The 25,010-nt window shown below is 67.4% G+C and carries 27 protein-coding genes; 9 read left to right on the top strand and 18 right to left on the bottom strand.

The features are described from left to right. Positions 1 to 6: 6 nt before the first annotated feature. Positions 7 to 351: a LuxR C-terminal-related transcriptional regulator gene (locus GBA63_RS05150; RefSeq protein WP_166174077.1), complete on the top strand. Its 345-nt coding sequence runs from the start codon at positions 7 to 9 to the stop codon at positions 349 to 351. Positions 352 to 382: 31 nt separating this feature from the next. On the opposite strand, the gene trmFO is transcribed toward GBA63_RS05150, so the two are convergent. From trmFO to GBA63_RS05120, 6 genes are all read right to left on the bottom strand, one after another. After that, complete coding sequence (gene trmFO / locus GBA63_RS05145; RefSeq protein WP_166174075.1) at positions 383 to 1,720, bottom strand: methylenetetrahydrofolate--tRNA-(uracil(54)-C(5))-methyltransferase (FADH(2)-oxidizing) TrmFO; 1,338 nt, start codon at positions 1,718 to 1,720, stop codon at positions 383 to 385. 103 nt (positions 1,721 to 1,823) lie between these two features. Next, complete coding sequence (locus GBA63_RS05140; RefSeq protein WP_166179835.1) at positions 1,824 to 2,600, bottom strand: SDR family oxidoreductase; 777 nt, start codon at positions 2,598 to 2,600, stop codon at positions 1,824 to 1,826. 65 nt (positions 2,601 to 2,665) lie between these two features. Further along, positions 2,666 to 4,345: a long-chain-fatty-acid--CoA ligase gene (locus tag GBA63_RS05135; protein WP_166174073.1), complete on the bottom strand. Its 1,680-nt coding sequence runs from the start codon at positions 4,343 to 4,345 to the stop codon at positions 2,666 to 2,668. A gap of 237 nt (positions 4,346 to 4,582) precedes the next feature. Continuing rightward, positions 4,583 to 5,026 carry a PaaI family thioesterase gene (locus GBA63_RS05130; protein ID WP_166174071.1) on the bottom strand — a complete coding sequence of 148 codons (444 nt, stop codon included), beginning with the start codon at positions 5,024 to 5,026 and terminating at the stop codon, positions 4,583 to 4,585. Between the two features lie 60 nt (positions 5,027 to 5,086). After that, a complete protein-coding gene (locus GBA63_RS05125; protein ID WP_166174069.1) occupies positions 5,087 to 8,347 on the bottom strand; it encodes a PAS domain S-box protein in 3,261 nt (1,086 codons plus the stop codon). Then, on the bottom strand, positions 8,344 to 8,997 hold the full coding sequence (locus GBA63_RS05120; protein WP_166174067.1) for a response regulator: 654 nt from the start codon (positions 8,995 to 8,997) through the stop codon (positions 8,344 to 8,346). The genes GBA63_RS05125 and GBA63_RS05120 overlap by 4 nt, the downstream gene beginning before the upstream one ends. A 138-nt stretch (positions 8,998 to 9,135) precedes the next feature. Here GBA63_RS05120 and GBA63_RS05115 point away from each other — a divergent pair, with 138 nt between their 5' ends. The 7 genes from GBA63_RS05115 (at position 9,136) to GBA63_RS05085 (ending at position 12,755) form a co-directional block, all read left to right on the top strand. Beyond that, positions 9,136 to 9,309, top strand: a complete 174-nt coding sequence (locus GBA63_RS05115; protein WP_166174065.1) for a hypothetical protein — start codon at positions 9,136 to 9,138, stop codon at positions 9,307 to 9,309. Between the two features lie 28 nt (positions 9,310 to 9,337). Then, positions 9,338 to 9,709, top strand: coding sequence for a YdhR family protein (locus GBA63_RS05110; RefSeq protein WP_166174063.1), 372 nt, complete (start codon positions 9,338 to 9,340; stop codon positions 9,707 to 9,709). Between the two features lie 12 nt (positions 9,710 to 9,721). Continuing rightward, complete coding sequence (locus GBA63_RS05105) at positions 9,722 to 10,249, top strand: GNAT family N-acetyltransferase (protein ID WP_166174061.1); 528 nt, start codon at positions 9,722 to 9,724, stop codon at positions 10,247 to 10,249. Positions 10,250 to 10,293: 44 nt separating this feature from the next. After that, positions 10,294 to 10,644: a cupin domain-containing protein gene (locus tag GBA63_RS05100; RefSeq protein WP_166174059.1), complete on the top strand. Its 351-nt coding sequence runs from the start codon at positions 10,294 to 10,296 to the stop codon at positions 10,642 to 10,644. Beyond that, the gene (locus GBA63_RS05095) at positions 10,584 to 10,844 is read left to right on the top strand and encodes a cupin domain-containing protein (RefSeq protein WP_166174057.1); all 261 of its coding nucleotides are present in this window, start codon (positions 10,584 to 10,586) and stop codon (positions 10,842 to 10,844) included. Before GBA63_RS05100 ends, GBA63_RS05095 begins: the two co-directional genes overlap by 61 nt. Positions 10,845 to 10,946: 102 nt before the next feature. After that, positions 10,947 to 12,020 (top strand): class I SAM-dependent methyltransferase, encoded by a 1,074-nt coding sequence (locus GBA63_RS05090; protein ID WP_166174055.1) that lies wholly within the window; start codon positions 10,947 to 10,949, stop codon positions 12,018 to 12,020. A gap of 57 nt (positions 12,021 to 12,077) precedes the next feature. Next, complete coding sequence (locus GBA63_RS05085) at positions 12,078 to 12,755, top strand: hypothetical protein (protein WP_166174053.1); 678 nt, start codon at positions 12,078 to 12,080, stop codon at positions 12,753 to 12,755. 37 nt (positions 12,756 to 12,792) lie between these two features. Here GBA63_RS05085 and GBA63_RS05080 read toward each other — a convergent pair whose 3' ends face one another. The 6 genes from GBA63_RS05080 to GBA63_RS05055 all read right to left on the bottom strand — a co-directional run bounded on the left by GBA63_RS05080 (position 12,793) and on the right by GBA63_RS05055 (position 17,255). Beyond that, the gene (locus GBA63_RS05080; protein ID WP_166174051.1) at positions 12,793 to 13,206 is read right to left on the bottom strand and encodes a MaoC/PaaZ C-terminal domain-containing protein; all 414 of its coding nucleotides are present in this window, start codon (positions 13,204 to 13,206) and stop codon (positions 12,793 to 12,795) included. Continuing rightward, positions 13,203 to 13,655, bottom strand: a complete 453-nt coding sequence (locus GBA63_RS05075) for a MaoC family dehydratase N-terminal domain-containing protein (RefSeq protein ID WP_166174049.1) — start codon at positions 13,653 to 13,655, stop codon at positions 13,203 to 13,205. Before GBA63_RS05075 ends, GBA63_RS05080 begins: the two co-directional genes overlap by 4 nt. Continuing rightward, the gene (gene fabG, locus GBA63_RS05070; RefSeq protein ID WP_166174047.1) at positions 13,655 to 14,416 is read right to left on the bottom strand and encodes a 3-oxoacyl-ACP reductase FabG; all 762 of its coding nucleotides are present in this window, start codon (positions 14,414 to 14,416) and stop codon (positions 13,655 to 13,657) included. The genes GBA63_RS05075 and fabG overlap by 1 nt, the downstream gene beginning before the upstream one ends. A gap of 20 nt (positions 14,417 to 14,436) precedes the next feature. Continuing rightward, positions 14,437 to 15,291: a 3-hydroxyacyl-CoA dehydrogenase family protein gene (locus tag GBA63_RS05065; protein WP_228282322.1), complete on the bottom strand. Its 855-nt coding sequence runs from the start codon at positions 15,289 to 15,291 to the stop codon at positions 14,437 to 14,439. Next, positions 15,291 to 16,349, bottom strand: coding sequence for a phosphotransferase family protein (locus GBA63_RS05060; protein WP_166174045.1), 1,059 nt, complete (start codon positions 16,347 to 16,349; stop codon positions 15,291 to 15,293). The genes GBA63_RS05065 and GBA63_RS05060 overlap by 1 nt, the downstream gene beginning before the upstream one ends. A gap of 75 nt (positions 16,350 to 16,424) precedes the next feature. Further along, positions 16,425 to 17,255 carry a 2-phosphosulfolactate phosphatase gene (locus tag GBA63_RS05055; RefSeq protein ID WP_166174043.1) on the bottom strand — a complete coding sequence of 277 codons (831 nt, stop codon included), beginning with the start codon at positions 17,253 to 17,255 and terminating at the stop codon, positions 16,425 to 16,427. 167 nt (positions 17,256 to 17,422) lie between these two features. On the opposite strand from GBA63_RS05055, the gene GBA63_RS05050 reads away from it, so the two are divergent. Beyond that, positions 17,423 to 17,863 carry a hypothetical protein gene (locus GBA63_RS05050; protein WP_166174041.1) on the top strand — a complete coding sequence of 147 codons (441 nt, stop codon included), beginning with the start codon at positions 17,423 to 17,425 and terminating at the stop codon, positions 17,861 to 17,863. Positions 17,864 to 18,009: 146 nt separating this feature from the next. Here the strand turns inward: GBA63_RS05050 and GBA63_RS05045 are convergent, their stop codons facing one another. From GBA63_RS05045 to GBA63_RS05020, 6 genes are all read right to left on the bottom strand, one after another. Next, positions 18,010 to 18,795, bottom strand: a complete 786-nt coding sequence (locus tag GBA63_RS05045) for an enoyl-CoA hydratase-related protein (protein WP_166174039.1) — start codon at positions 18,793 to 18,795, stop codon at positions 18,010 to 18,012. A gap of 78 nt (positions 18,796 to 18,873) precedes the next feature. After that, positions 18,874 to 20,277, bottom strand: coding sequence for an MFS transporter (locus GBA63_RS05040; RefSeq protein ID WP_166174037.1), 1,404 nt, complete (start codon positions 20,275 to 20,277; stop codon positions 18,874 to 18,876). 160 nt (positions 20,278 to 20,437) lie between these two features. Further along, positions 20,438 to 22,414, bottom strand: a complete 1,977-nt coding sequence (locus tag GBA63_RS05035; protein WP_166174035.1) for an acetoacetate--CoA ligase — start codon at positions 22,412 to 22,414, stop codon at positions 20,438 to 20,440. A 13-nt stretch (positions 22,415 to 22,427) separates the two neighbouring features. Beyond that, positions 22,428 to 23,213 carry a 3-hydroxybutyrate dehydrogenase gene (locus tag GBA63_RS05030; protein ID WP_166174033.1) on the bottom strand — a complete coding sequence of 262 codons (786 nt, stop codon included), beginning with the start codon at positions 23,211 to 23,213 and terminating at the stop codon, positions 22,428 to 22,430. A gap of 58 nt (positions 23,214 to 23,271) precedes the next feature. Further along, positions 23,272 to 23,877 (bottom strand): 2-hydroxychromene-2-carboxylate isomerase, encoded by a 606-nt coding sequence (locus GBA63_RS05025; RefSeq protein ID WP_166174031.1) that lies wholly within the window; start codon positions 23,875 to 23,877, stop codon positions 23,272 to 23,274. Between the two features lie 139 nt (positions 23,878 to 24,016). After that, positions 24,017 to 24,919, bottom strand: coding sequence for a sulfite exporter TauE/SafE family protein (locus tag GBA63_RS05020; protein ID WP_166174029.1), 903 nt, complete (start codon positions 24,917 to 24,919; stop codon positions 24,017 to 24,019). Positions 24,920 to 25,010: the final 91 nt, after the last annotated feature.

Below are 25,010 nucleotides of genomic sequence, written 5' to 3'. Positions count from 1 at the left end.
GGCGGCGTGGTGGACAAGCTCACCGGCCTCGACGAGGTCGTGCGCTCCGCCCGCGATCTCCTCTCCGGCAAGGCGCTCCCCGCCCAGAGGGAGGTCGCGGAGATGCTCCGCGCCTACGCCCATCACCACGACGGAAACGGCCACGGATCGGCCCCCGCGCTCTCCACCCGGGAGACCACCACGCTGAACGCCCTCGCCGAAGGCCTCGACGACAGGGACATCGCCGCCAGGTTGGGCCTGACCGTCCCCGAAGAACGCGCCCTCGTGGAGGCCGCGCTCGGCAAGCTTGGCGCGAAATCCCGCCGCCACGCCCTCTTTCTCGCGGCCCGCCGCGGCATCGTCGAACTATGACTTCCGGCCGCACGCGTGCCGCGACCCGCCGTCAGGCGGTCAGCGCGCCCCCCCCGGCGGCCCCCGCGAACCCTTCCAGCGCCGCGAGCGCCGAAGCGGCCTGCCGCCGCCGGCGCTCGGGCTTGGTGAGGCGCTTCCCGTTCTCCTTTTTCGGGACGGGCGGAACGAGGCCCCAGTTGGAGTTGATGGGCTGGAGGGTGCCCTCCTTGGTGGTGATGTAGTGGGCGAGCGCCCCCATCATGGTTCCCCGGGGCATGGTTACGGGCTCCTCGTTGCGGACGAGGCGTGCGGCGTTGGTGCCGGCGATGTGGCCCATGGCGGTGCTCTCGGTGTAGCCTTCCACGCCCGTTAGCTGCCCGGCGAAGAAGAGCGGCGCGTCGCTCAGATTGTCCCGGATCTTCATGGTCGCGTCGAGCATCCGGTTCGCCGGGAGGTAGGTGTTACGGTGCATGACGCCCATGCGGGCGAAGTCCGCGCTCTGCATGCCGGGGATGGTCCGGAAGACGCGGCGCTGCTCGCCCCACTTCAGGCGGGTCTGGAAGCCGACCATGTTGTAGAGGCGGCCTTCCGCGTCGTCCTGGCGGAGCTGGACGACGGCGTATGGGATCTCACCCGTCCGCGGGTCTGGCAGGCCCACGGGCTTCATCGGGCCGAAGCTCAAGGTCTCCCTGCCGCGGCGGGCGATGGTCTCCACGGGGAGGCAGCCCTCGAAGTACATGTCCTCCTCGAAGTCCTTTATGGGAGACAACTCGGCGGTCGCGAGGTCCTCGACGAAGGCGTGGTACTGCTCCTCGGTCATCGGGCAGTTGAGGTAGGCGGCCTCGCCCTTGTCGTAGCGGGAAGCCCTCCAGACAACGGATTCGTCCAACGAGTCGCGGTGGACTATCGGGGAGGCGGCATCGTAGAAGTAGAGCGTCTCGCCGGTTAGGGACTCTATCTTGCCGACGAGGGCGTCGGAGGTGAGGGGGCCCGTGGCGACCACGGTCGGGCCGTCCGGCAGTTCCTTCATCTCGCCGCGAACCACCTCGATGTTCGGGTGGGCGTGGACGGTCTCGGTCACGGCGCGGGGAAAGTCCTCGCGGGCCACCCCGAGGGCGCCGCCGGCCGGGACGGAGTGGGCCTCGGCGCAGAGCAGGATCACGGACCCGAGACGTCGCAACTCCTCCTTGAGCAGCCCCGAAGCCGTCTCGAGCGACCTGTTCCCGAGCGAGTTCGAGCAGACGAGCTCGGCGAAGTGCTCCGTCCTGTGGGCCGGCGTCTCCTTCACGGGCCGCATCTCCCACAGCTCCACCGAGCAGCCGAGTTCCGCCGCCTGCCAGGCGGCCTCGCTGCCTGCGAGCCCGCCGCCTATAACCGTTACGTCCGCCAAAGGAGGCTCCCTCTTCGAGTGCAGATCACCTACCGGAGGCCGTCTCCGGTCGCGGGATTCTACCGCCGCGGCCCCGGATCTCACACCACCGGCCGGACGTCTGCTACCAGGCCGTAGCGCCCCCGTCCACCACGAGGGTCTGGCCGGTTATGTAGGAGGCGGCGGGCGAGGAGAGGAAGATCACGACGCCCTTGAGATCCTCCGCGCTTCCGAAGCGGTGTAGCGGTATCCCGCTCAGCATCCGCTCCTCGAATTTCTCGATGAGCCCGCCGCTCATCCTGGTCGGGAACCAGCCCGGGGCTATGGCGTTGACGGTTATGCCGTGCGGCGCCCAGGAGGTCGCGAGGTCGCGGGTCATGGAGATGATGGCGCCCTTGGAGGAGTTGTAGCCGACGGTCTGCATGAAGTCGGGGTGCCCCCCCACGAGGCCCGCCACGCTGGAGATGTTGACGATGGTGCCGCCCGTCCCGCGCTCTATCATGCGCCTCCCGACCGCCCGGGCCATCAGGAACGTCCCCCGCACGTTCACGGCTATGACCTGGTCGAACTTCTCGAGCGGCATCTCCGCCGGCGGCGCCCCCCAGGTGGCCCCGGAGTTGTTGACGAGCACGTCGACGCCCCCGAAGGCGCCCTCGGCCTCCGAGACGACGTCCTCCACGTCGGCAGGGTCGGTCACGTCGCACGCGAGGGCGAGGGCCTTGCCGCCCCTCGCCTCGATCTCCCCCTTCACCTCCTCCAAAGAGTCTTTTTTGCGGGAGCAGAGAACGACGTTTGCCCCGGCGTCGGCGAGGGCCTCTGCCATGTAGCGGCCGAGACCCCGGCCGCCGCCGGTTACGACGGCCGTCTTCCCGTCCAGACGAAAAAGGTCGAGCGCGTTCAGGGGGTCCTCCCTTCGGTCGGACGCTGTCGGCTATCAGCTTTCAGCGGTCAGCTTTTTGGCGGGTCCTAACCCGGTGGCGGAGGGGGCGGGGCGCTGGTTGCAGGGGTGGCGGCGGCCCTGGCGCGTTCTTCTTCGGCGAGGACGCGGCGGAGGAGCTTGCCGACCGTGGATTTTGGCAGCTCGTCGCGGAACTCCAGGGACTTCGGGGCCTTGTAGGGAGCCAGGCGTTCTTTGCAGAAGGCGAGGATCTCTTCTTCCGTCGCGGGGCTGCCGGGTTTCTTGACGACGAAGGCCTTGACCGACTCGCCGCGGTACTCGTCGGGGACGCCGACGGCGACGGCCTCTGAGACGTCGGGGTGCTCGAAGATGACCTCTTCGACCTCGCGCGGGTACACGTTGTAGCCGCTCGCCACGATCATGTCCTTCTTCCGGTCCACTATGTAGAAGTAGCCGTCCTCGTCCACGCGGGCCATGTCCCCCGTGTAGAGCCAGCCGTCCCTCAAGGTCTCGGCCGTCTCTTCCGGCATGTTCAGGTAGCCCTTCATAACCTGCGGCCCCTTGACTATCAACTCGCCCGGCTCCCCGACGGGCATCTCGACGAGCCCCGTCTCGACGTCGACCACGCGCGAATCCGTGCTCGGCACAGGCACCCCGATGCTTCCCTCGCGCCCCTCCCCGGCGAAGGGCGGGTTGAAGTGCGTGACGGGCGACGCCTCGGAGAGCCCGTACCCCTCGAACAGCGGCCGGCCCGTCTTCTCCTCGAAGGCGCGCTTGAGGGGAACGGGGAGGGCCGAGCCGCCGCAGTTGTAGGTCCTGACCTTGCCGAAGCCGTACTCCATCAGGTCGGCGCCGCCGGCGTTGAGGGCCATGTACATCGTCGGCACCCCGCTGAACATCACGGGGGACTGCTCCTTGACGAGATTCATCACCTCCTGCGGGTCGAACTTCGGCAGGAGGAGCTGGTTCAGGCCCTGCTTGATGGCGAAGAGCATCACGCACGTGAGCCCGAAGATGTGGAACATGGGCAAGATGCCCATCACCTTCTGGTTGTTGGAGAACGCGCCGGGGTCGTCTATGAACAGGTCAAGGGCCTGCTGCACGTTGGCGACGAGGTTGCGGTGGGTGAGCATCGCGCCCTTGGAGACCCCCGTCGTCCCGCCCGTGTACTGCAGCGCCGCCACGTCCTCCGCCGGATCGATGGCCACGTCGGGCGCGGGGTCGGCGTCGGTCGCCAGAAAGTCCCCGAAGGAGTGGTGTCCCGGCTCCAGGCCCCCCGGCTCGCCGGCGAAATCCACGACGATCACGTCCCTCAGCCTCGTTTGGGGCAGGACGTTCAGCACCCGCGGGTACATGTCCTTGTAGACGATTATGGTCCCGGCGCCGGAGTCGGTGAGGATGTGCTCGATCTCTCGCTCCACGTACATCGGGTTGAGCTGCGTGACGATCGCGCCGAGGCGAACGGTGGCGAAGAACGATATGACGTACTGCGGGCAGTTCGGGAGCATGAGCGCGACCCTATCCCCCTTCCCCACCCCGCCCGCCGCGAGAGAGCCCGCCATCTTCTCGACGAGCGCCTGCAGCCGCTCGAACTCGAACGTGGTCCCGTAGAACGTGAGCGCCGTCTTGCCCCTGTGCCTCTCCGCGGACATCCTGAACAGGTCGTACAACGACCCGTCGAAGATCTCCGTCTCAGCCTCGGCGTGCCCCTCGTAGACCTTTAGCCAGGGCTTCTCGGTACCGAACATGCGTCCTCCTGGTTGGTCGACCGTAAGACCGTCTCCCATTTTCCTACCCTACCGGAATGATAAAGGCGAAACGCGCTCGGCGCTTGGAGGTTTCAGGCATCGGGCTTCAGGCTTCAGGTTCGCGCAGCGGTTCTTTTCAGCACGAGTCCCGTTTCCGGCTCGCCGCGAACCATGTCCCGTCGGCGCCGAGAAGTTCACCGGCACTGCCTGAAACCTGATACCTGTAGCCTGAAGCCTCTAGACGATCGGGTTTCCGCTCTTTTCGAAGATGCGAAACGTTCCCGTTCCCATCGCCACGAGGTTCTCTTCGGTATCGCGGACCTTGGCCTCAACGGTCGCTATGCGGCGGGTCCGGTGCACCACTTCGGCTTCGCAGCGGATGGAGCCCTCGCGGACGGCACCGAGGAAGTGGACGTCTAGGGCTATGGTCGCGGTGCGCAACCCCACCAGCGCCGCCACCGAGAGGCCCATGGCGTTGTCGATGAGGGAGGCGTAGACGCCGCCGTGGAGGGTGCCGTTGCCGTTGAGGTGTACGTCTTCGACGTCTATGCGGCAGACGGCCCTGCCCGGCTCCACCTCCTCGACCTTGGATTTTATGTGCCTGGAGAACGTTACGGCCTCGTCGAAGTACTGGGCCAGGCGGGTTAGCTGGTCGTTGCCGACGGGTTGGTTTGGTTCCATCTCTCCTCCGGGGTCTCGCTCTTATCGCGTCCCCCAGAGTAGAGCACCAGGGGGCAGGGTTCACACGCCGGGGTCCAGGGGTATGCGGGCGCGGACCGTCGTGCCGGAGCCGGGGGCGCTCAGGACTTCGAGCGTGCCCCCGAGGCGCACAGCCCTCTCGCGCATCGAGCGCAGGCCGAGGTGGCCCGGGAAATCGGACCCGGCGTCGAAGCCGAGGCCGTCGTCTTCGACCTCGACGATGGTGTGTTCGTGATCCCGAAGCACCCTTATGCCGACCTTCTTGGCGCGGGCGTGCCTGACGGTGTTGTGCAGGGCCTCCTGGGCGATGCGATAGACGGCTTCTTTGACCGGCAGCGGGGCGGGCGGTTCCTCGCCGAGGTCGTCCTCGACGGAGATCCCGTGCCTGGCCTCCAGGGCGGATACCTGCTTGGCGAGGGCAGCCACCAGGCCCTCCTGCTCGAGCGACTCCGGGCGGAGCTCGAAGATGAGGGCCCGCATCTCGGCCATCCCCGCCTCGGCCAGGGAGAGGACGTAGTCGAGGGGCTCTGCTGCTTCGGACGGGCCGTCTTCGAGCATGTTCCGGGCCGTCTCCGTGCCGAGGACTATCCCGTAGAGCGCCTGGGAGACGGAGTCGTGCAACTCGCGGGCGAGGCGCTGGCGTTCTTCCAGGGCCGCCCTCTCGCGGGCCTCCACGAGAAGGTTGGCGTTCTCGACCGCGATGGCGGCCTGGTCGGCGACGGCGCGCAGAAAGGTCCTCTCGTCCTCGCCCGGCTCCCCCCCGGGCAGAAAGCAGAAGAACATGGCGCCGAGCGGCTTTCCGCGGGAGACCAGCGGCAGGCTGTAGACGACGTCCCAGGACGCGTCGCGCACGAAGCGGTGGACCGGCGCGTAGACGGGGTCGGCCAGGATGGATTGGCGCATGCCGTGGACCAGCACGGGCCGCCGCGTGCGGAAGGCCTCCAGGCTCGGGGAACGCACCCCGTTCCGGTAGGCCTCCCGCAGGCCCTCCGTGTAGCCCCCGGGCAGGCCGTGGGAGCCGAAAAGGTCGACCCGGCCGGCTTCCCCGTCCAGCAGGACCACCCCGCACGCGACGGCCGTGCTGGCGCCCACCGCGCCCTCGGCCAGGGCGTTCAGCGTCGCCTCGCCGGGGAGGTCCATCGTCAGGCCGGCCGAGATGCGGGAGAGGGTCGCCACCCGCTCCTCCAGAAGGTCCTGCGCCCGGCGCCGCTCGGTGACGTCGTGGGCGACGGCGCAGATGGTCCGCCGGCCCTCGCGGAGGACCACTATCGCGCTGACCTCCATGTCCAGCAGGGACCCGTCCTTGCGAAGGTACTTCCTCTCGCCGACCGACGGGTTCCTTCCCTCCGTGACGCTCCTGATGTTGGCGTCCACACTCCTTCGGTCGTGGGCCACCACGTCGTAGAGCGTCATGGCGTGGAGCTCCTCGGCGGAGTAGCCGAGCGACTCGCGGAAGGCCTGGTTCGACTCGACGATGCGCCTGCTCTCCACGTCTATGAGGAAGATGTTCTCCGTCGCCTGCTCCACGACCGCGCGGTACAGGCGCTCGCTCTCCTGCAGCGCCTCCTCGTCCCTCTTGCGCTCCGTGACGTCCCGCGTTATCGCGAGGAGGCCGGCGATGCCGCCCCCGGCCTCGCGGAGCGGGACGGCGTGGGTTTCGAGCCAGCGGCGGGTGCCCTTCAAACCTACGAGTTCGAACTCGAGGGTCCCGGAGCCGCCCCGGATCACGCTCTCCGTCAAAGCCACGAAGGCGTCCCTGTGCCCGGGGGCTATGTAATCGTAGACCGGCAACCCGCGCACCTGCTCCAGCGAGTCCGCCTCGATCATGGAGAGCCCCGCCGGGTTCATTTCGAGCAGGACGCCGTCCTTGTCGAGCACCTTGACGCACTCGGGCTCCGTCTCGACGATCGTGCGCAGGCGGCCCTCGCTCCGGGCGAGGGCCTCTTCGACCCGCTTGCGCTCGGTGACGTCGCGGACGACCGTGCAGATCACGTCCCTGCCGTCGAGCGAGATCACGCTGACCCCCACCTCCACGTCTACGAGGGTCCCGTCCCGCCGCCGGTACTTCCTGCCGCCGACGACCCTGCGCCTCTTCTCGAGCGTGTGCCCGATGGTGGCGTCGACGTCCTCCCGCGGGTGGGCCACGAAGTCGTAGACGGGCATCCCGAGCAACTCGCCGGCGGCGTAGCCGAGCATCTCCTGAAACGACGGGTTCGTCTCGAGGACGAGCCTGCTGTCGGCGTCGAGCAGGTAGATGCCGTCCGTCGCCTGCTCGACGACGGCCCGGTAGCGCACTTCGCTGGCGCGGAGCTGCTCTTCGACCTGCCTGCGCCGGATCGCGGCGCCCAAAGTGCCGGCCGCGGCGCCGAGCGCCCCGATCTCGGCCCCCGACCACTCGCGCTCCTTCACGCACTCGTCGAACCCTATGAACCCCCACCACCGGCCCTCGACGAAGATGGGCACCAGGACCATGGAGAGTATCCCGAGCTCCTCCATGAGGAAGGCCCGTTCCTTCTCCGGGAAGTCGCGCACGTTGCCGTGCAGGGGCTCCCCGCGCCCGAGCACCTCCTCCCAGCGCCCGAAGTCCCGCCGCCTCCCCGAGCCGTCGTCCCTGTAAGGGAAGCGCGCGCCGCCGGAGGCGGCGGGGAGGCCGGGCCTGACGCCGGGCGCGACCCACTTGTGGCGCTCGGCGTTCCACAGTTCGCCGTCTTTTTCGGCGAAGTTCTCGAAGACGTAGACGCGGCTCACCGCGGCGGCCTCGCCGAGCCTGCGCAGCACGGCCCCCACGCTTTCCTCCCAGCCGGCGGTCTGGCCGAGCAGGCGCTCCGCCGCGAACCCGACGGCGGCGAGGATGGCGTCGCGCCGCTGGAGCTCGTGCGCCGTCTCCCTGTGCTCCCGCCGCTTTTGCGCCTCGTCGAGGCCGCGTTCGACCGTGGCGCACAGGCGGGCGAGGTTGTCCTTCATCACGTAGTCGTGGGCCCCCGCCTTCATCGCCGCGACGGCTTCCTCGTCCCCCATCCTGCCGGAGACGACGACGAAAGGCGCGCCCGAGCCCGTCTCGCGGGCCAGCCCGAGGGCCGCGGGCGCGTCGAAGCGCGGGAGGCGGTAGTCGGAGATGATCAGATCCCACGCCGAGCGGGCAAGCGCCTCCCGCATCTCCTCCGGTGTCTCGACCCGCTCGTGAACGGGCTCGTAGCCCCCGCGCCTGAGCTCGCGCAACAGGAGCAGCGCGTCGTCCTCTGAATCCTCGACGATGAGCGTGCGGAGCCTCGCGGACCCGTTGTGGCGGGGCTCCGCGCTCACCACGACTCCTCGTCGAGCTCGTCCAGGCCCACCACGCCGGTCCGGACGGCGTGGAGGGCGGCCTGGGTGCGGCTCTTCACGCCGAGCTTCCTGAGGATGCTCGATACGTGGCCCTTGACGGTCTTCTCCTCTATAAAGAGCTCGGACGAGATCTGGCGGTTGGACCGCCCGCGCGCCAGCAGCCCCAGAACCTCCGTTTCCCTGCCCGTCAGCGGCTCCGGGCTCTCCGGGGATCTCACCTCGCGCATCAGGCGCGTGGCCGCCTCGGGGGCCAGGTGCACCCGCCCCTCCGCCGCCGCCCGTATGGCGCGGCCGAGCTCGGCGGCGTCGGTCCCCTTGAGCAGGTAGCCGATGGCCCCGGCCTTCACGGCCCCCGCCACGGAGGCGTCCTCGAGCACGCTCGTGAGCGCGACGACCTCGACGTCAGCCATCCCGGACTTTATGGCCCGCGTCGCCTCTATGCCGTCCATCACGGGCATCAAGAGGTCCATCAAGACCACGTCCGGGCGCGTCTCGCGGGCCAGGCGCAGAGCCTCTTCGCCGTCCCTGGCCTCGCCGACCACCTCGATCTCGGCGTCCCGCGAGAGGAACATGCGCAGACCCTGGCGCACCACGCCGTGGTCGTCGGTTATCAGGACGCGTATCGTCATGCTCTCTCCGACTTTAGTCCCGGATTATCCCCCCGACGAAGGCCGCGCACAACTTCGCACCTTTCGCCCGATGCCCCCGAAAGCCCCCACGGCTTTAATTTTCGTACGAACCCAGGCAGACCAGGAAGGGAGACACGGATGCACCAGTTCGAGTTCGAGGCGTGGCGCCAGCACCGAGAGGAAGTGGCGCACCAGATAGAGAAGAACCGCCTGGGCCGCCGGCTGCGGGCCGCCAGGCCAAAAGCGAAGTTCATGGTCGGGGTCGCCGGCCGGCTCGGAAGGGCCGCCGGCGCGCCTCAGGCCGCGGGCTAGGCGGGACGCACGACGAGAGGAGAGAGGCATGCACGTCCAGATCATCACCTTCGGCCTCGCGGGGCTGTCCGACGAGGAGTACCGCTCCAATTGCGAGGCTATAGCCCCGGCCTTCACGCAGCTCCCCGGCCTGATCGGCAAGACCTGGCTGGCGAACGCTGAGACGAACACCTACGGCGGCGTCTACCTCTGGCGGGACCGGCGGGCGATGGAGAACTACGAGGCGTCGGACATCTACAGGGGGATGCTCGCCAACCCCCACCTCGTCGGGGTAAACGCGAGAAGCTTCTCCGTCATCGAGGCGGCCACGAGCGTCACCTCGAACCTGGACGGTCCCGACCGTTACGAACCCGAGACGCGCCTCCAGTACGCCCCCGGCGGCGCCGTCTTCCTGCCCTAGAAGGATGGAGAGATGCGAAAGAAGCAAGAACCCAGCCGTCCGGTCACCGTCAGGGAGCCGTCGGCGGGGGACGAGCAGGGGTTGCGGGCCATGTTCCGCGGGCTCTCGCGGGAGACCATCTACAAGAGGTTCCACATGCCGTACGCGAGGGTCCCCGAGTCCCTGGCGGTCCACCTCGCGCGCCACACGAACGGCCGGTCGCTCGTCGCGGTCGCGGCGGGCGGGATCGTCGGCCACGCCATGTACGCCCCGGAGAGCCGGGGCGAGGCGGAGGTGGCCCTGGTGGTCGAAGACGGGTGGCAGTCCCGAGGGATCGGCAAGCTGCTACTCACGGATCTCGCCCTCAGGGCCTCCGACCAAGGTGTCGAGGTTTTTACCGCAGTTGCCCTCGGTGGGAACCGGCGCGTCCTCGGCCTCGTGGAGGCGGTCTTTGACGGGGCCAGGTACACGATAAGGGACGGCTCCTACGACATCCGTATGCCCCTGAAGGGGCTCCGGTCGCCGGCCGAACCCGAGGGGGAGTCCCGGCCGGCCGCGTGAGCCGACAACAAAGACCTCGAACACAGAAAGGAAAGGAGCGAAGCATGACGCTCGCGTACAAGGACAAGACCACCGAGATCCTGCCGATGCCACCCATGGGGTTGACGCTGCTTGAGGCCGTCGCCCACCTGCGGCGGGAGCTGGCCGATCCGCGGAACCCGTGGCTGGGGCCGATCCTGGAAGGGTCGCGGGGGGCCGAGGATTGGTACGTGGCCCATCGCCGCGACGCCCCGGACGGGTCTTACTCCCTGCAGGTCTTCGTGTGGCCCGCCGGCTCGTGGACCAGGGTCCACGACCATTCTTCCTGGGGGCTTTGCGCTGCGCCGTCGGCCACGTGGCCGAGGAACGCTACGAGCGCCTGGACGACGGAACGCTTTTCGAGCACGCCCGCCTGAGGAAGCTGTGGCGCAGGCGGTGGCGCGAGGGGGGCGGGGTCTCCACGGTGCTGCCCTACGACGGCGGGATCCACCGGGTCGGCAACCCCGGCGGCGAGACGGCCGTCTCGGTCCACCTCTACGGCCCCAGGCTGGGGGCGGCGGACGGCCGGGACTACGACCCCTCCCGCGACCACGTCTGCGACCGGTGGGACGACTGACCCCCGTAGGACGGCGGGCGGCGGGGAGGTGGGCCACCAGGAAGCGAAGCACGGACGAAACAGATACAGACCTCAGCGACAAAACGCAAAGAAAGGAGCAGCATGACCACGCGAGAGATAGACCAGCAGAGGGCCGAGGCGTTCGCGGAGCGGATGCTCGGCACCATAAACGAGGCGTCCGTTGCGCTGATGACGTCGATCGGCCACAGGACCGGCCTCTTCGACGCCATGGCCGGGCTCGACCCGTCAACGAGCGAAGAGATAGCAGCCGCTGCCGGCCTCGACGAGCGCTACGTCCGGGAGTGGCTCGGCGCCATGGTTACCGGGGGCGTCGTCGAGTATGAGCTGGAGAACGGGGCGTACAGCCTCCCGGTCGAGCACGCGGCCTGGTTGACGAGGGCGGCGTCGCCGGACAACATCGCCGTCACGGCCCAGTGGATACCGCTGCTCGGGTCCGTCGAGGATCGGGTCATAGAGAGCTTCGAGAAGGGCGGCGGGGTCCCCTACTCGGCCTACCCGCGCTTCCACGAGGTGATGGCCGAAGAGAGCGCCCAGACCGTGGTTGCGGCCCTGACGGGCTCGATCCTGCCGCTCGTGCCAGGCCTGACCGGTCGGCTCGAAGCCGGCATCGACGTCATGGATCTCGGCTGCGGCAGCGGTCGCGCCCTCAACCTCATGGCGAAGACCCACCCCAAGAGCCGCTTCACCGGCTACGACATCTCCGAGGAGGCCATAGCCCGCGCCCGCGCCGAGGCCGAGGAACAAGGTCTCACCAACGTCCGCTTCGAGGTCAGGGACATCGCGGACCTCGGCGAGGTTGGCAACTACGACCTCATAACCACCTTCGACGTGATCCACGACCAGGCCAGGCCGGCGGCGGTGCTGGAGGAGATCTCGCAGGCCCTGCGCCCGGGCGGCGTCTACCTGATGCAGGACATCGCCGGCTCCAGCCACGTCCACAAGAACATGGACCACCTGCTGGGACCGCTCATGTACACCATCTCCACGATGCACTGCATGACGGTCTCGCTCGCGCAGGGCGGCGCGGGCCTCGGCGCGATGTGGGGCAGGGAGAAGGCCGAGGAGATGCTCCGCGAGGCCGGGTTCAGAGATATCGAGGTCGAGCAACTCCCCCACGACTTCATCAACTACTACTACATTGCCCGCAAGGCCTGACCCCAGCGGGGCGGCGCCACCCGACGCCGCCCCACCAGAGGACCGGAGAGGAGGGGCATGACTTCGACGCGGACGTACCAGAACAATATCGGCGCGAACACGGAATCGTCGGCGCCCAACCTGGGCCCCAGGCTGATGCGCGCGGCGTGGCTGGCGATACTGCTGGGCCTCGGCGTCGAGGTCGTTTTGTTGACGATCTCCGTCTTCGGCGGCCCAGGGTCGCCGACCTTTGTCGCCGACCTCGTCAAGAGCGTCACCTGGTCCGTCTTCGTGTGCGTCGGCCTCGCAGTCGGGACGGCCATCTCGAGGGCCCGCGTCCCGCTTATGGGCCTGCTCGGCCTGCTCTCGGCGCCCGCCGCTTTCGAAGTCTCGCGCGCCCTCCACAAGGGGACCATCGAGGCCCTCGCCCTCTCCGGCGGCACGGATGCGGGGGGAACCCCGACGATCCTGCTTGCCGTCCTCAAGGGCGTCGAGTACGGGTGCCTCGGCCTGGCCGTCGGCTGGGTAGGGGACCACACCCGGGGCGGCGCGGCGGCCCACGTCGCGGCGGGGCTCGCCGTCGGGGCGGTCTTCGGCGGCTCCATCCTGGGCCTCGTCTACGGGATGGCCCCCGGCTCCTTCTCCGCTTCGGACCTCCTGGCGCGCGGGATCAACGAGCTGCTCTTCCCCGTCGGTTGCGCCCTGGTCCTCTTCTCCGCAAAGTCCCTGGGTGAAAGATCCACCGCCGAAAGCTGACGGCGTTCGCGGGGAAGGTATGTCCCCGGTGAACCGGCTAGCCTTCGTACGCCAGGAAGCCCACCTCGCCCGAGGCGACGGTATCCTCACCCCGCCGCGCGTACACCTCGAAGGTGTAGAGACGGCCCTCCGCCGTCTCTACGGCCCGCACCGTCCGGCCGCCGACCCGCAGCACGTCGTCCACAAAGACCATCCCGGAGAAGCGGCTGCGGAACGTTTTCACGTAGCCGTCTTCCAGGTGGGGGGAGAACAGGAGGCCCATAGTGGCGACCGTGAGCATGCCGTGGGCTATGACGCCGGGCAGGCCCGCCGCCCCGGCGGCCTCGTCCGAGAGGTGGATGGGGTTAGGGTCGCCGGAGGCCTCGGCGTACCGGCGGAGTTGGGCGCGGTCAACCGGGGACAGCGTCCGTTCCTCCAGTTCATCGCCCACGTTCCAGACCGGGGAGGTCACGGCTTGATCCCACGCCGCACGGCCTCCGTAACGACGACCGTGTCGTTGGTGGTGAAGACGAGGTTTCCTTCCGGGTCCTCGCCCCTCCGCTCGAAGAGGAGGAACCCGAGGAGGCCGCGGCGTCCGTGCTTATCGTAAGAGTCCTTGAGCGTCAGGCGGCAGAGGATCTCGTCGCCGACGAGGAGCGGTCGCTCGTAAGAGATCCGGAACTCGCCGTGGATCAGGCCCGCCGGAGGCAACTCCAGACCCTCCACCTTCCCGTAGTCGAAGGTGCGCACGAACGTCGGCGGGGCTGGGATTCGACCGTAACGGCTCAGCCTGGCTACCTCCTCGTCCCGGTACAGGGGGCTCGGGTCGGCGATAGCCTCGGCGAAGAGGCGCACGGCGTCCCGTTCGACGACGTTTCGCACGGGCTCGGAGGGGCGGCCCACGAACTCTTCGTAGAGCACTAGTCCCTCGGCCCGCCGGCGACGTACAGGACCTGCCCGCTCACGAACGCGGCCTCCTCCGAGGCGAAGAAGAGGACGGAGGCGGCCACGTCCTCGGGCCAGCCGCCGCGGCCGACGGGGATCGTCTTCACGCGCTCGGCGACGAAGTCTTCGAAGTCCACGCCGAGGCGGGCCGCCGTCTCGCGCGTCATGTCCGTCTCTATAAAGCCCGGGGCCACCGCGTTCGCGGTGATGCCGTAGCGCCCGAGCTCGACCGCCAGGGTCTTCGTGAAGCCCTGGATGCCGGCCTTCGCGGCCGAGTAGTTGGCCTGGCCGCGGTTTCCGAGCGCCGAGGTCGACGAGACGTTGACGATCCTGCCGTAGTTGTGCTCCACCATGACCCTCTGCGCCGCCCGGCTGCAGAAGAAAGCCCCCGTCAGGTGGACGTTCAGGACCGATCTCCAGTCCTCGTCGGTCATCTTGTAGAGGAGGTTGTCCTTCGTGATCCCGGCGTTGTTCACCAGGATGTCAAGCCGCCCGTACCGGTCCACCGTCTCCCCGACGGCGTTCTCGACCTCCGTCCGGCTCGTCACGTCGACCTTCGCCGCGAAAGCGTCCATCCCCTCATCGACGAGCCCGCGGGCCGTCTCCGAAACCCCGTCCGTCCCCACGTCCGTCAAACAGACCCGGGCGCCTTCCCTGGCAAACCGGCGGGCAATCGCCTCCCCGATCCCACGCCCCGCCCCCGTAACCATAGCAACCCTGCCATCGAGCCTGCCCATTGGCCTCCCTTCGGTCGGCGCTAATAGCTATAAAACCCTTCTCCGGTCTTTCGGCCCAGCTTGCCGGACCGTACCAGATCTTCGAGCGTCTTTGGCGGGGCGTAGTAGGGGTCGCCGGTCGCCCGGTGGACCTGGGAGGTTACGTCCAAGGCGACGTCGAGACCTATGAAGTCGCCTAGCTCGAACGGGCCTATCGGGAAGCCGAGGCCTTTTTTTACGAGGAGGTCTATGTCTTGTTTTGGGGCGGCTTCGGCTTCGAGGAGGCGGCAGGCTTCGAGGAGCATGGGGATCAGGAACCGGTTGGCGACGAAGCCGGGGACGTCGCCGTCCACGACGACGGGCTCCTTGCCGAGGGAGCGGACAAAGCCCTTCGCCGCCTCGACGGTCTCGTCGCTCGTGAGCTCGCCGCGTGGGACTTCTACGGCCTCGCGGACCGGCGGCGGAGTAAAGAAGTGGGTGCCGCAGACCTTCTCGGGACGGTTCGTGGCGCCGGCGAGATCGGTTATGGAGATGGACGAGGTGTTGGTGAAGATGAACGCTTCTGGCGGGAGCAGGGCGTCCAGGGCCGAGAGGGCCTTCTTTTTCGGTTCGACCTTCTCGACTATGGCTTCTATGACGATGCCCGCGTCACGGAGGTCTTCGGTGTTCGTGGTCCACTGGATGCGGTCCTGGTGGGCGGCGGCTTCGTCTTCTGTGAAAGCTCCTTTCGACACCAGGCGGGAGAGGCCTTCGCCGACGTAGACCTGGGCTTTCTCCAGGGCTTCGACGGAGGAGTCGCAGGCTATGACGGCGTGGCCGGACTGGGCCGCGAGCTGGACGATGCCGGCGCCCATCGTGCCGGTGCCCAGGACGCCGATCCCGTTTTCCCGTTCCACTAGACGTCGCCGGTGCGGGAGAGGTCTTCGGCGTGCAGGATGAGGGTCCTGACACGGTCGCCGAAGGTGGCGAAGCGTTCGTCCTGCGTCTGGCCGTTCTTCCAGCGGGCGAAGATCTGCTGCAGGATACCCGCTAGCTTGAAGTAGCCGAAGACCACGTACCAGTGCATCTCCGAAAGGTCACGCCCGCTCTTCTCGGCGTAGAGATCGATGATCTCCTTGCGCGTCATGAAGCCCGGCGTCGCCGTCACCGTCGGCATGACGGCCTTGAGGTCGTCCGGGTCATCCGGTTCGATCCAGTAAGAGAGCGAGACGGCCAGGTCGAAGAGCGGGTCGCCGACGGTCGCCATCTCCCAGTCGAGCACGGCCCGCACCTCCGTCAGGTCGTCGGGGGCGAGGACCAGGTTGTTTAGCTTGTAATCGTTGTGGATGATAGTCGGATCGGGGCTCTGGGGGACGTTTTTCGCGAGCCAGTCGGTGAGCGGTCCCACCTCTTCGATCTCGTCGGTCTTCGCTTTGTCGTAGCGGGAGATCCAACCTTCGGTCTGCCGCCCCAGGAACCCTTCTGGCCTGCCAAGGTCGCCCAGCCCCGCCTCCCACGGATCTACGGCGTGCAGCTCGACTAGCGTTTCGACGACGGTTCGTGAGATACCCCTGCACGACTCCTCGTCGTGCTCCACGCCCTCCGGAAACGAGTCGTCGATCACGATGCCCGTCCTCTTCTCCATCACGTAGAAAGGCGCTCCTATTATCCCCTCATCATCCGTATAAAAGTACGGCTTCGGGGCGAGCGGGTACGCCGCGTTCAGCTTCGAGAGTATTCCGGACTCCCGGCCCATGTCGTGCGCCTTGGGTGGTACCGGCCCCATCGGCGGCCGGCGTAACACCCCCTCCCAATCCCCGACCCTCAACAAATAGGTAAGGTTCGAGGCGCCGGACGGGAACTGCTCGACTTCCAACGTCCCCCCGGGCAGTTCGTCCACCTTCTCCCGCAGGACGCGCTCGACCGCCTCGACGTCAAACCCCTCGCCCTTTCGGACCTTTATCGTCTCAGACACTTTCGCCTCCCTGTGGTCGGCAGCTTGTCAGCCTGCCAGCACGCTCCGGCTTCGCCTCCGCTCTCAGCATTGCAGCTAGACAGTACGCTCCGGCCTGCGGCCCCCGCTTTCATCGTTTCGGTTTGTCGTATTTTTTCCTGACTGGCTGACGTGCTGACTAGCTGACCAGCTTCCCTGCTGACCGGCTGAAGTGCTGACCAGCTGACCGGCTTTAACCTCCGGCACCAGTTCACTCGCGCCGACGTCGGCCACGAAGCGGAAGGCGTCCATCCGGTCGTGCTCGACGAACCAGCGGCCCGCCCGGCCACCTTTCAGGGCTTCGGGGATGTTTTCGCCGTGTCTTTCCATGAAGTCCAGGGCGAGCCAGGCCGCGTCGTTCAGGCGCCAATCCTTAAGGTCGAGGTGGGAGGCTATCGTGGCCGCGCCGAGGAAGTCCTCGACCGTGAAGCGGCCGGCAGATCCGGCGCAGACGAGGTAGATGGAGTCCGCGCCCGACTCTTCCAGCTCGCGGGCGACGGCGGGGGCGTTGCGGAGGCAGCCGAGGATCACCCTGTCGGCGCCCGCGGCGTCGGCGATGGCGCGGGTGCCGTTTGTGGTCACGAAGACCACGTCTTTGCCCGCCACGATCGCGGGGGCGTACTCTTCGGGGAAGGGGCCGTGGTCGTAGCCGTCTATCCGCGCGGCGTCCTGCTCGCCGCCGCGCAGGACGTCGTCGGGTCCCAGCTTCTCGCGGATCTCCTCGGCCTCCTCGAGGCTCTCGGCCGGGTACACGCCGCGGGCGCCGTTCTCGAGGATGGTCAGAAGCGTCGTCGTCGCCATAAAGACGTCGAGGACGACGACCGTGGCGCCGGCGAGCCTCTCCGGCACGATCTCCTCCCGCGTCATGAGCACCCGTAGCCGCTTCAACGAACGGTCCTCCGCAAACTTCTACTTCCAGGCCGCGAAACGGCTCCCATCTTACAGAAGCGCCCCCGGGGCCGCAGACGGAACGAATCGTTGTGGAAGGGCGGATGCGTCCGGCGCCCGACGCGGGTTAAAATGCTCCCCGGGTACGAGGACGGGCTGGAGGCGCGGTGGGCGAGTTCGAGCGGCACGACCGGGGCACCGGAGACGAGGGAGACCTGAACACGGCGTACACGACCACCGCCGTCGGCGTGGCCCTGCTCGTCGCCGCGGTGCTCGTGATCATGACCGCGGGGGTCCCCGCGGCGGGCATAGGGTTCGTCATCGGGGCCGCCGCCTGCCTCGGCTGGGGCGTGCCCCAGATCCTGAAGGGCAGGAACACCCTTCCCGCCCCGAACAACAAGGAGAAGGAACTCCTGTCGGCCATCCGCAACAACGGCGGCAGCATCACACCCGCCGAGGCGGCGATGGAGACCTCCCTCACCGTCCGCGAGGCGGACGCGATGCTCTCCGAGCTCGCCGGCGGGGGCCACCTCGCGGTCGAGAGCCGCGGCGGGGCTCTTTTCTACGCGCTTCCCAAGCGGGACGGCGCCGAGCTAGAGGGACGCTAAAGCGGTTTTGGAAGCTATCAGCTTTCAGCTTTCAGCCAAGAACAAAAAGCTGACGGCTGATAGCGGAGGCGAAGCCGCAGCGGGCTGACAAGCTGACCGCGCGGTTTTCGGAAGCTCATTGCTTCCGAAAACCGCTCTAGGCCAACTTACCGCCCTGTGAACCGCGCTTCCCGCTTCTCGAAGAACGCTTTGACGCCCTCTTTATGGTCCGCGGTGTAGCCGCAGAAGGTCTGGCCTTCGGCCTCCCGCTCCAGGACCGTATCGAGATCCCCCTCGAAGCTCGCGTAGAGGGCCAGCTTCGTTTTGCCGAGCGCGGCCGTCGGCATCGAAGCGAGGCGCGAGGCGAGTGCTGCGGTCTCCTCCGCCAGGGCGTCGTCGGGGACGACTTTGTTGACGAGGCCCGTGCGGAGGGCTTCTTCGGCCTCGACCGGGTCGCCCAACATGCTCATCTCCACGGCGCGTCCCAACCCGACGACGCGGGGCAGAAAGAACGAGACGCCGGCGTCGGGCATCAGGCCTATCTTGATGAAGGCGACGGAGAACTTCGCGCTCTCGGCGGCGACGCGCAGGTCGCAGGCGAGCGAGATGCCGACCCCGGCCCCGTAGACCGGGCCGTGCAGCGAGGCGACGATCGGCTTCTCCATCGAGACCATCCGTTTGACCAGGCGGCTGTAGGTGCCGCGCAGGTACTCACCGAGGTCGGGGTCGCCGTCGGCGCCCTCTATGATCTGGGCGAGGTCGGCGCCCGCCGAGAAGCCGCGTCCCTCGCCGCGTAGCACGACGCACCTGATCTCGTCGTCGTTCGCGGCCTCGTCCAGGGCGGCGTACAGTTCTTCGTGCATCGTGCCGTCGAAGGCGTTCAGCTTCTTCGGGCGGTTCAGGGCGACGTTCGCAACGCCCCCCGCCTTCTCGAAGAGAATGGTTTCGTACAAGGGGCCGCTCCTTTGTCGCGCGAGATGACTCCCGCCGTTGCGGGCACGGGAGTCATCCCGGTTGGGTGTCGTGGTTCGTTACGTCGTAGGCCCCTGCACGCCGGCGGTGGGGCCGCGTTCGCGCAGGGCCTCTTCCGACTCGTCCATGCTGCGGCCGTAAGTTTCGGAGAGGAGAAAGGCGCAGACGCCGGTTATGGCGCAGACAACGGCCATGTAGGCGCCTACGGCGAAGGAGGTGCCGGTTGCGGCCAGGAGTGCTGTCGCGACTATCGGGGCGAGGGCGCCGCCGAAGACCGAGCCGATCTGGTACCCCATCGAGGCCCCGGAGTAGCGGACCTTGGTTGTGAAGATCTCAGAGTAGAAAGCCGCCTGCGGCCCGTACATCATGCTCAAGAAGATCTGGCCCAGAACGAGCGCGAGCACCAGTGCCCCGGGACTTCCGCTGTCGACGAGCGGCCAGAAGGCGAGGAGGCCCCACAGGCCGAGAAGGACGGCGCCTGCCATGTAGGGTATGCGGCGGCCTATCACGTCGGAGAGGGCGGCGAAGCCCGCGATGGCGAGGAGGCCCGCCACCGAGGAGATCAGGACGGCCGTAAGTACCGTCGACTGCGGCAGCCCGACCTCGGCCGTGGCGTAGTCCAGGATGTAGGTTATGAGGATGTAGAAGTTGGCGTTGATGGCGATAAAGGCCCCGGCGGCGAGCGCTATCTCCTTGGGGTAGGTCCTCAAAACCTCCCACACCGGGGAGCCCGCGGCCTCGGCGGCCTCGCGCCGCTCTTCCTCCGACCGGTGCTGCTCGCGGTACTCCTGCAGGTGCCTGAAGGCCGGCGTGTCCTCCAGCTTGAGCTGGATGTAGAGCCCGAGCGCGATCAGCAGCACGCTCAACAGGAACGGTATCCGCCAGGCCCACGCGACCAGCGCCCCGTCGCCCAAAGTGGCCGCTATGACGAGGAAGATGATGTTGGAGATCAGGACGGCCACGGGCACGCCCATCTGGGCGAAGCTGCCGTAGAAGCCGCGCTTCTCGGCCGGGGCGCTCTCCGTCGCCAGTAGAACCGCGCCGCCCCACTGCCCGCCGATGCAGACGCCCTGCAAGAAGCGCAGCGTGACGAGCAAGATTGGCGCCGCGATGCCGATGGTCGCGTAGCCAGGCATGAGGCCTATCGCGGTCGTCCCAACGCCCATCAGGATCAGGGCCGTAACAAGCGCCTTTTTGCGCCCGACCTTGTCCCCGAAGTGGCCGAATATCAGGCCGCCGACGGGCCGCGCCACGAAGCCGACGGCGAAGGTCGAGTACGACAGGATGGTACTTCCCGTGTCCCCGAAGCCGGGGAAGAAGAGGTTCGGGAAGACGAGCGCCGCCGCCGTCCCGTAGATAAAGAAGTCGTACCACTCGATACTCGACCCCGCCAAAGCCGTAAGGGCCACCTTCAGGATGGACCTCTCCGGCGCCTCCTGGGTGGCCGCACCCGCGCTAGACATACGTGTCTCCCCTCATCCCTATTCCCGACTCGCACTCAGACCGGCGAACCTTGCGCACGCACCGCGTATCCCGAGCTATACGGTTCCTTTCCCAAAGTAACCTGGTGCGCAGCCTAGAGCAGCCCGTACCTTGAGTCAAACGGTGCTATCCGGTCGCGGCTCAGATATTGCGCGAGAGCTCCGCGAAGCGGTCCAGGGACTCCGGGTTGCCCAGAGAGTCGCGGCTGGCGGCCTCGTCTGGGGGGGTGCCGGAGAGGATCTTCTTTACGGGCACCTCGAGCTTCTTGCCGTTGAGGGTCTTCGGGATGTCCGGGACGGCGAAGATCTCGTTCGGCACGTGGCGCGGGGAGGTCCGCTCGCGGATGCTCTTGTTGATCTTCTTCTTGAGGTCGTCGTCGAGTTCAACGCCTTCTTGCAGGACGACGAAGAGGGGCATGAAGGACTCGCCGCCCGCTTTCGGTATGTCCACGACGAGGCTGTCCGCGACCTCATCGACGCCTTCGACGGCCGAGTAGATCTCGCTAGTGCCCATCCTGACGCCGCCGCGGTTTATGGTCGAGTCGGAGCGGCCGGAGATGACGCAGCCGCCGTGGTCTTTTACCAGGATCCAATCCCCGTGACGCCACACTCCCGGGTACACGTCGAAGTAGCTTTCCCTGTACCGCTCCCCCTCGGGGTCGTTCCAGAGAAACACGGGCATCGAGGGCATCGGCCCGGTTATCACCATCTCCCCGACCTCCCCCACGACGGGCTTCCCGTCGGGGTCGAAGGCGTGGACGGCGGCGCCGAGCGACCGGGCCTGGAGCTCCCCGGCCCGCACCGGCAGCAATGGCACCCCGCCCACGAAGGCCGTGCAGAGGTCCGTCCCGCCGCTGGTCGAGTAGAGCCAGAGGTCTTTCTTGACGTGTTCGTAGACCCACCCGAAGCCCTCGGGCGGGAGCGGCGAGCCCGTCGAGCCGACGCCCTTGAGCGCCGAGAGGTCGAAGTCCCGGCCCGGCTCTATTTCGGCCTTCATGCAACCCGTGAGGTAGCCCGCGCTGGTGCCGAAGTGGGTCATGCGCGTCTCTTCTGCGAGCTTCCAGAGTACGTTCATGTCGGGGTGTGCGGGGCTGCCGTCGTAGAGGACGGGGGTCGCGCCGGCGAGCAGGCCTCCTACCAGCAGGTTCCACATCATCCAGCCCGTCGTCGTGAACCAGAAGAAGCGGTCGCCGGGACGCAGGTCTATGTGAAGGTAGACCTTCTTCAGGTGCTCGAGCAGGATGCCGCCCTGGCTGTGGACGATGGCCTTTGGCAGCCCGGTCGTCCCGGAGGAGTAGAGGACCCACAAAGGATGGTCGAAGGGGACGCGCTCGAAGGTGAGTTCGGCCCCTTCGTTCGAGGCCAGCAGATCGTCCCAGAGTACGGCGTCGTCGAGGTCCGCGGCGTTCGCGCCTTCGTTCAGGTAGGGGACGAGGACCGTCTTCTGGAGGGTCGGTATCTCTTCCTGCAGCCTGGCGACGACGTCCGTCCTGTCGAAGTCCTTGCCGCCGTAGCGGTAGCCGTCGCAGGCGAAGAGGACCTTCGGCTCTATCTGCGCGAAGCGGTCGACGACGCTCCCGGCCCCGAAGTCGGGCGAGGCACTCGACCACACGGCGCCAAGGGAGGCGCACGCCAGGAAGGAGACGACCGCCTCGGGGATGTTCGGCAGGTAGGCCACTACCCGGTCGCCTCGTTCCACGCCCATGTTCTTCAGGCCCGCAGCGACGGCGGCGGCCCCCTCTTCGAGCCCGCGCCAGGACGTCTCACCCGTCGGGCGAAGCTCGGAGGCGTGAACCAGGGCAGGACCGTCCTCTCTGGCGTTGCGGAAGACGTGCTCGGCGTAGTTCAACTCCGCCCCGGGGAACCACTCGGCTCCGGGCATCTCCCGCCGTCCGAGCACTCCTTCGTAGGATCCGGAAGATTGGATGTCGAAGAACTCCCAGAGGCTCGACCAGAAGCCTTCGATGTCGGCCACGGACCATTCCCAGAGCGCGGCGTAGTCCTCGAAGGAGAGCTGCTTCTTCCTTTCGAGCCATTCCATGTAGTGGGTCATGGTCGAGTTCTCGCGCAGCCCGGGCGAGGGTTCCCAGAGGAGGGTACCTTCGGTCGTCTCGGTCATACGTGCTCCTCCCCTACCGGGCCGTCCAGCCGCCGTCCATCGTGAGCGAGGCGCCGTTTATAAACGAGGCCTCGGGAGCGCACAGGAAGGCGGCCACCTCGGCCACCTCTTCGGGCTCGACCAGGCGTTTGATCGCGGTCTCCGTCAGCATGATCTTCTCTATTACCTCGTCTTCGGCGATCCCGTGCCGCTTCGCCTGGTCCGAGATCTGGCCCTCCACCAGCGGCGTCCTCACGTAAGCCGGACAGACGCAGTTGCTCGTAACGCCTTTCGGCCCGCCTTCGAGCGCCACGGTCTTTGAGAACCCCTCGAGCCCGTGCTTGGCCGCCACGTAGGCGGACTTGTAGGGGGAAGCCCTCAGGCCGTGTACCGACGACACGTTTATCACCCGTCCCCAGCCTTTCTCGTACATCCCGGGCAGGGCTTTCCTTACTATCCGAAACGGCGCCTCCAGCATGATCCTCAAGATCGTGGAGAACCTCTCGGGCGGGAACTCCTCGATGGCCGCGACGTGCTGCAACCCCGCGTTGTTGACCACGATGTCCGCCTCGAACTCCAGGGCGTCGAGCGCCGCGTAATCCGACAGGTCGGCCTGAAGCGCCCCGCCGCCGACCTCCCCCGCCACCCTCTCCGCGGCCTCGCCGTCGAGGTCGAGCACCGTCACCCTGGCGCCTGCCCGGGCCAATCGCTCGGCCACCGCCCGGCCTATGCCGCTTGCGGCGCCGGTAACCAGGGCGCTCCGTTCCTTCAGGTCCAGGTCAACTGCCGGGTGCCCCGGCGCGGTCGAATCCCTTTCCACGTCCCTCCCGAGATGTCTGTGTTCCTGTCCCTTGGAAGGATCAGTATAACGCCCCCGCTCAGCCCCTCCCGAGGGCCGCCTCGACGAAGTGGAGCCTGTCGTTGCCCCAGAACATCTCGTCCCCCACGAAGAACGCCGGGGCGCCGAAAACGCCCCTCTCCACCGCCCCCGACGTGGCGGCCTTGAGCGCCTCCTTCGCTTCGGGAGTGGAGGCACCGGCCAGGACCTCTTCGGGATCGGCCCCCACACGGCGCGCCACCTCGGTGACGGGCCCGTCCTCGTCCGCCTCCTCGAGTCCCTTCGGCGCGCCGCCCTCTTCCCAGTACAGGACGAAAGCCTCCCGGGTAAACGCCTCCAACTCCCCCCGGTCCTTCAAAAACATCGCGGCGCGCATGGTCTTCAGGGTGCGAAACGGGAACGGGTCCGGGAAGTCGATCGGCAGGCCGTACTGCTCGGCCCAGCGCCGGATGTCCTTCGCCTGGTAGCGGGCCTTGGACTCTATCCGTATCGGGGCCTGGATGCCGGTGGCGTTGTGGACCGCCCCGAGCAGCATCGGCCTAAGCGCCAACTCAGCCCCACGCTCCCGGCACATCCTCGTCACCTCGCCGTACGCCAGGTACGAATACGGGCTCACGAGGTCATAGTAAAACTCGACCGCCTTCATCCGGCCTCCTCTCCCTTTACGGGAAAGGTACAACAAGGCCCGATCCCACGCCCGGACGAAAAAAAGCGGCGGGGCCGGACCAAAGCCCGATCCCGCCGCTTTTCGTGTGGATCCTATCCAGCTCTTGCTGACAAGCTCCCTACGCCGGCTGCCCCTCCGCGCCGATGGCCCGGTCGCGGCGTATGGCCGAAATGGCGAAGACTATGGCGGCGATCCAGACGCCCAGGATCAGGACGTAGCCGATGCTGGCCATTACCCCGGTGAGGCCGATGGCCTCGAAGAAGGTCTGCATGTTGACCAGCAGGATGACGCCGCCGACGGCCGTGCCGAGGATGCGGGTCGGAAGCTTCTTGACGATCCAGGCCGCAATCGGGGCCGCAACGATACCGCCGGCGAACAGCGCCCCGACGACCTGCCACGGTATCTCGGCGAAGCTCAGGCTGAAGAGGAAACCGAGGCTGGCGCACAGGGCGACCACGAACTCGCTGGTGTCGACGGTCCCGATGACCTTACGCGGCTCCATCCGGCCCGAAGAGAGCAGGGTGGGCGTGGAGATCGGACCCCACCCGCCGCCGCCGAAGGCGTCCAGGAACCCGGCCACGAGGCCGAGGGGAGAGAGGAACTTGCGGCTGACGGGCCTCACGCTGACGGGCCGCTCGTGACGCCTGAAGGCGAAGCGGGAGAGCACGTAGACGCCGAGCGAGAACAGGATGATCGCCACCAGAGGCTCGACCAGCCCGGACGTCGCCTCGGCGGTGGAGGCGTAGACCAAGAGGTAAGCCCCCGCGAACGCCCCGATGCCGCCGGGAACCGCCATCCAGACGATCTTGGACCAGTCGACGTTGCCGAACGAGGCGTGCGAGATCCCCGACACAGCCGTCGTCCCGACCTCGGCGATGTGAACGGCCGCGGACGCCAACGCCGGCGCAACCCCCACGAACAACAACAGCGTCGTCGAAGAGACCCCGTAGGCCATCCCCAACGACCCGTCAACCAACTGAGCCCCCAACCCCGCCAGCGCCAACAGTATGAAAGTCCTCATCCTTCGCTCCTCTTCTTCACTTTGCGCATTTTAATTACTTTGTCTACAGTGTTGGTGTATAAACCGGACGGTACTTTAAGCCAGGAGTAAG

Source organism: Rubrobacter tropicus, from assembly GCF_011492945.1.
In the GTDB taxonomy this organism is placed as follows: Bacteria; Actinomycetota; Rubrobacteria; order Rubrobacterales; family Rubrobacteraceae; genus Rubrobacter_D; species Rubrobacter_D tropicus.
Note: the sequence above shows the minus strand (reverse complement) of the source record. Positions and strands in the feature narration are given on the sequence as shown.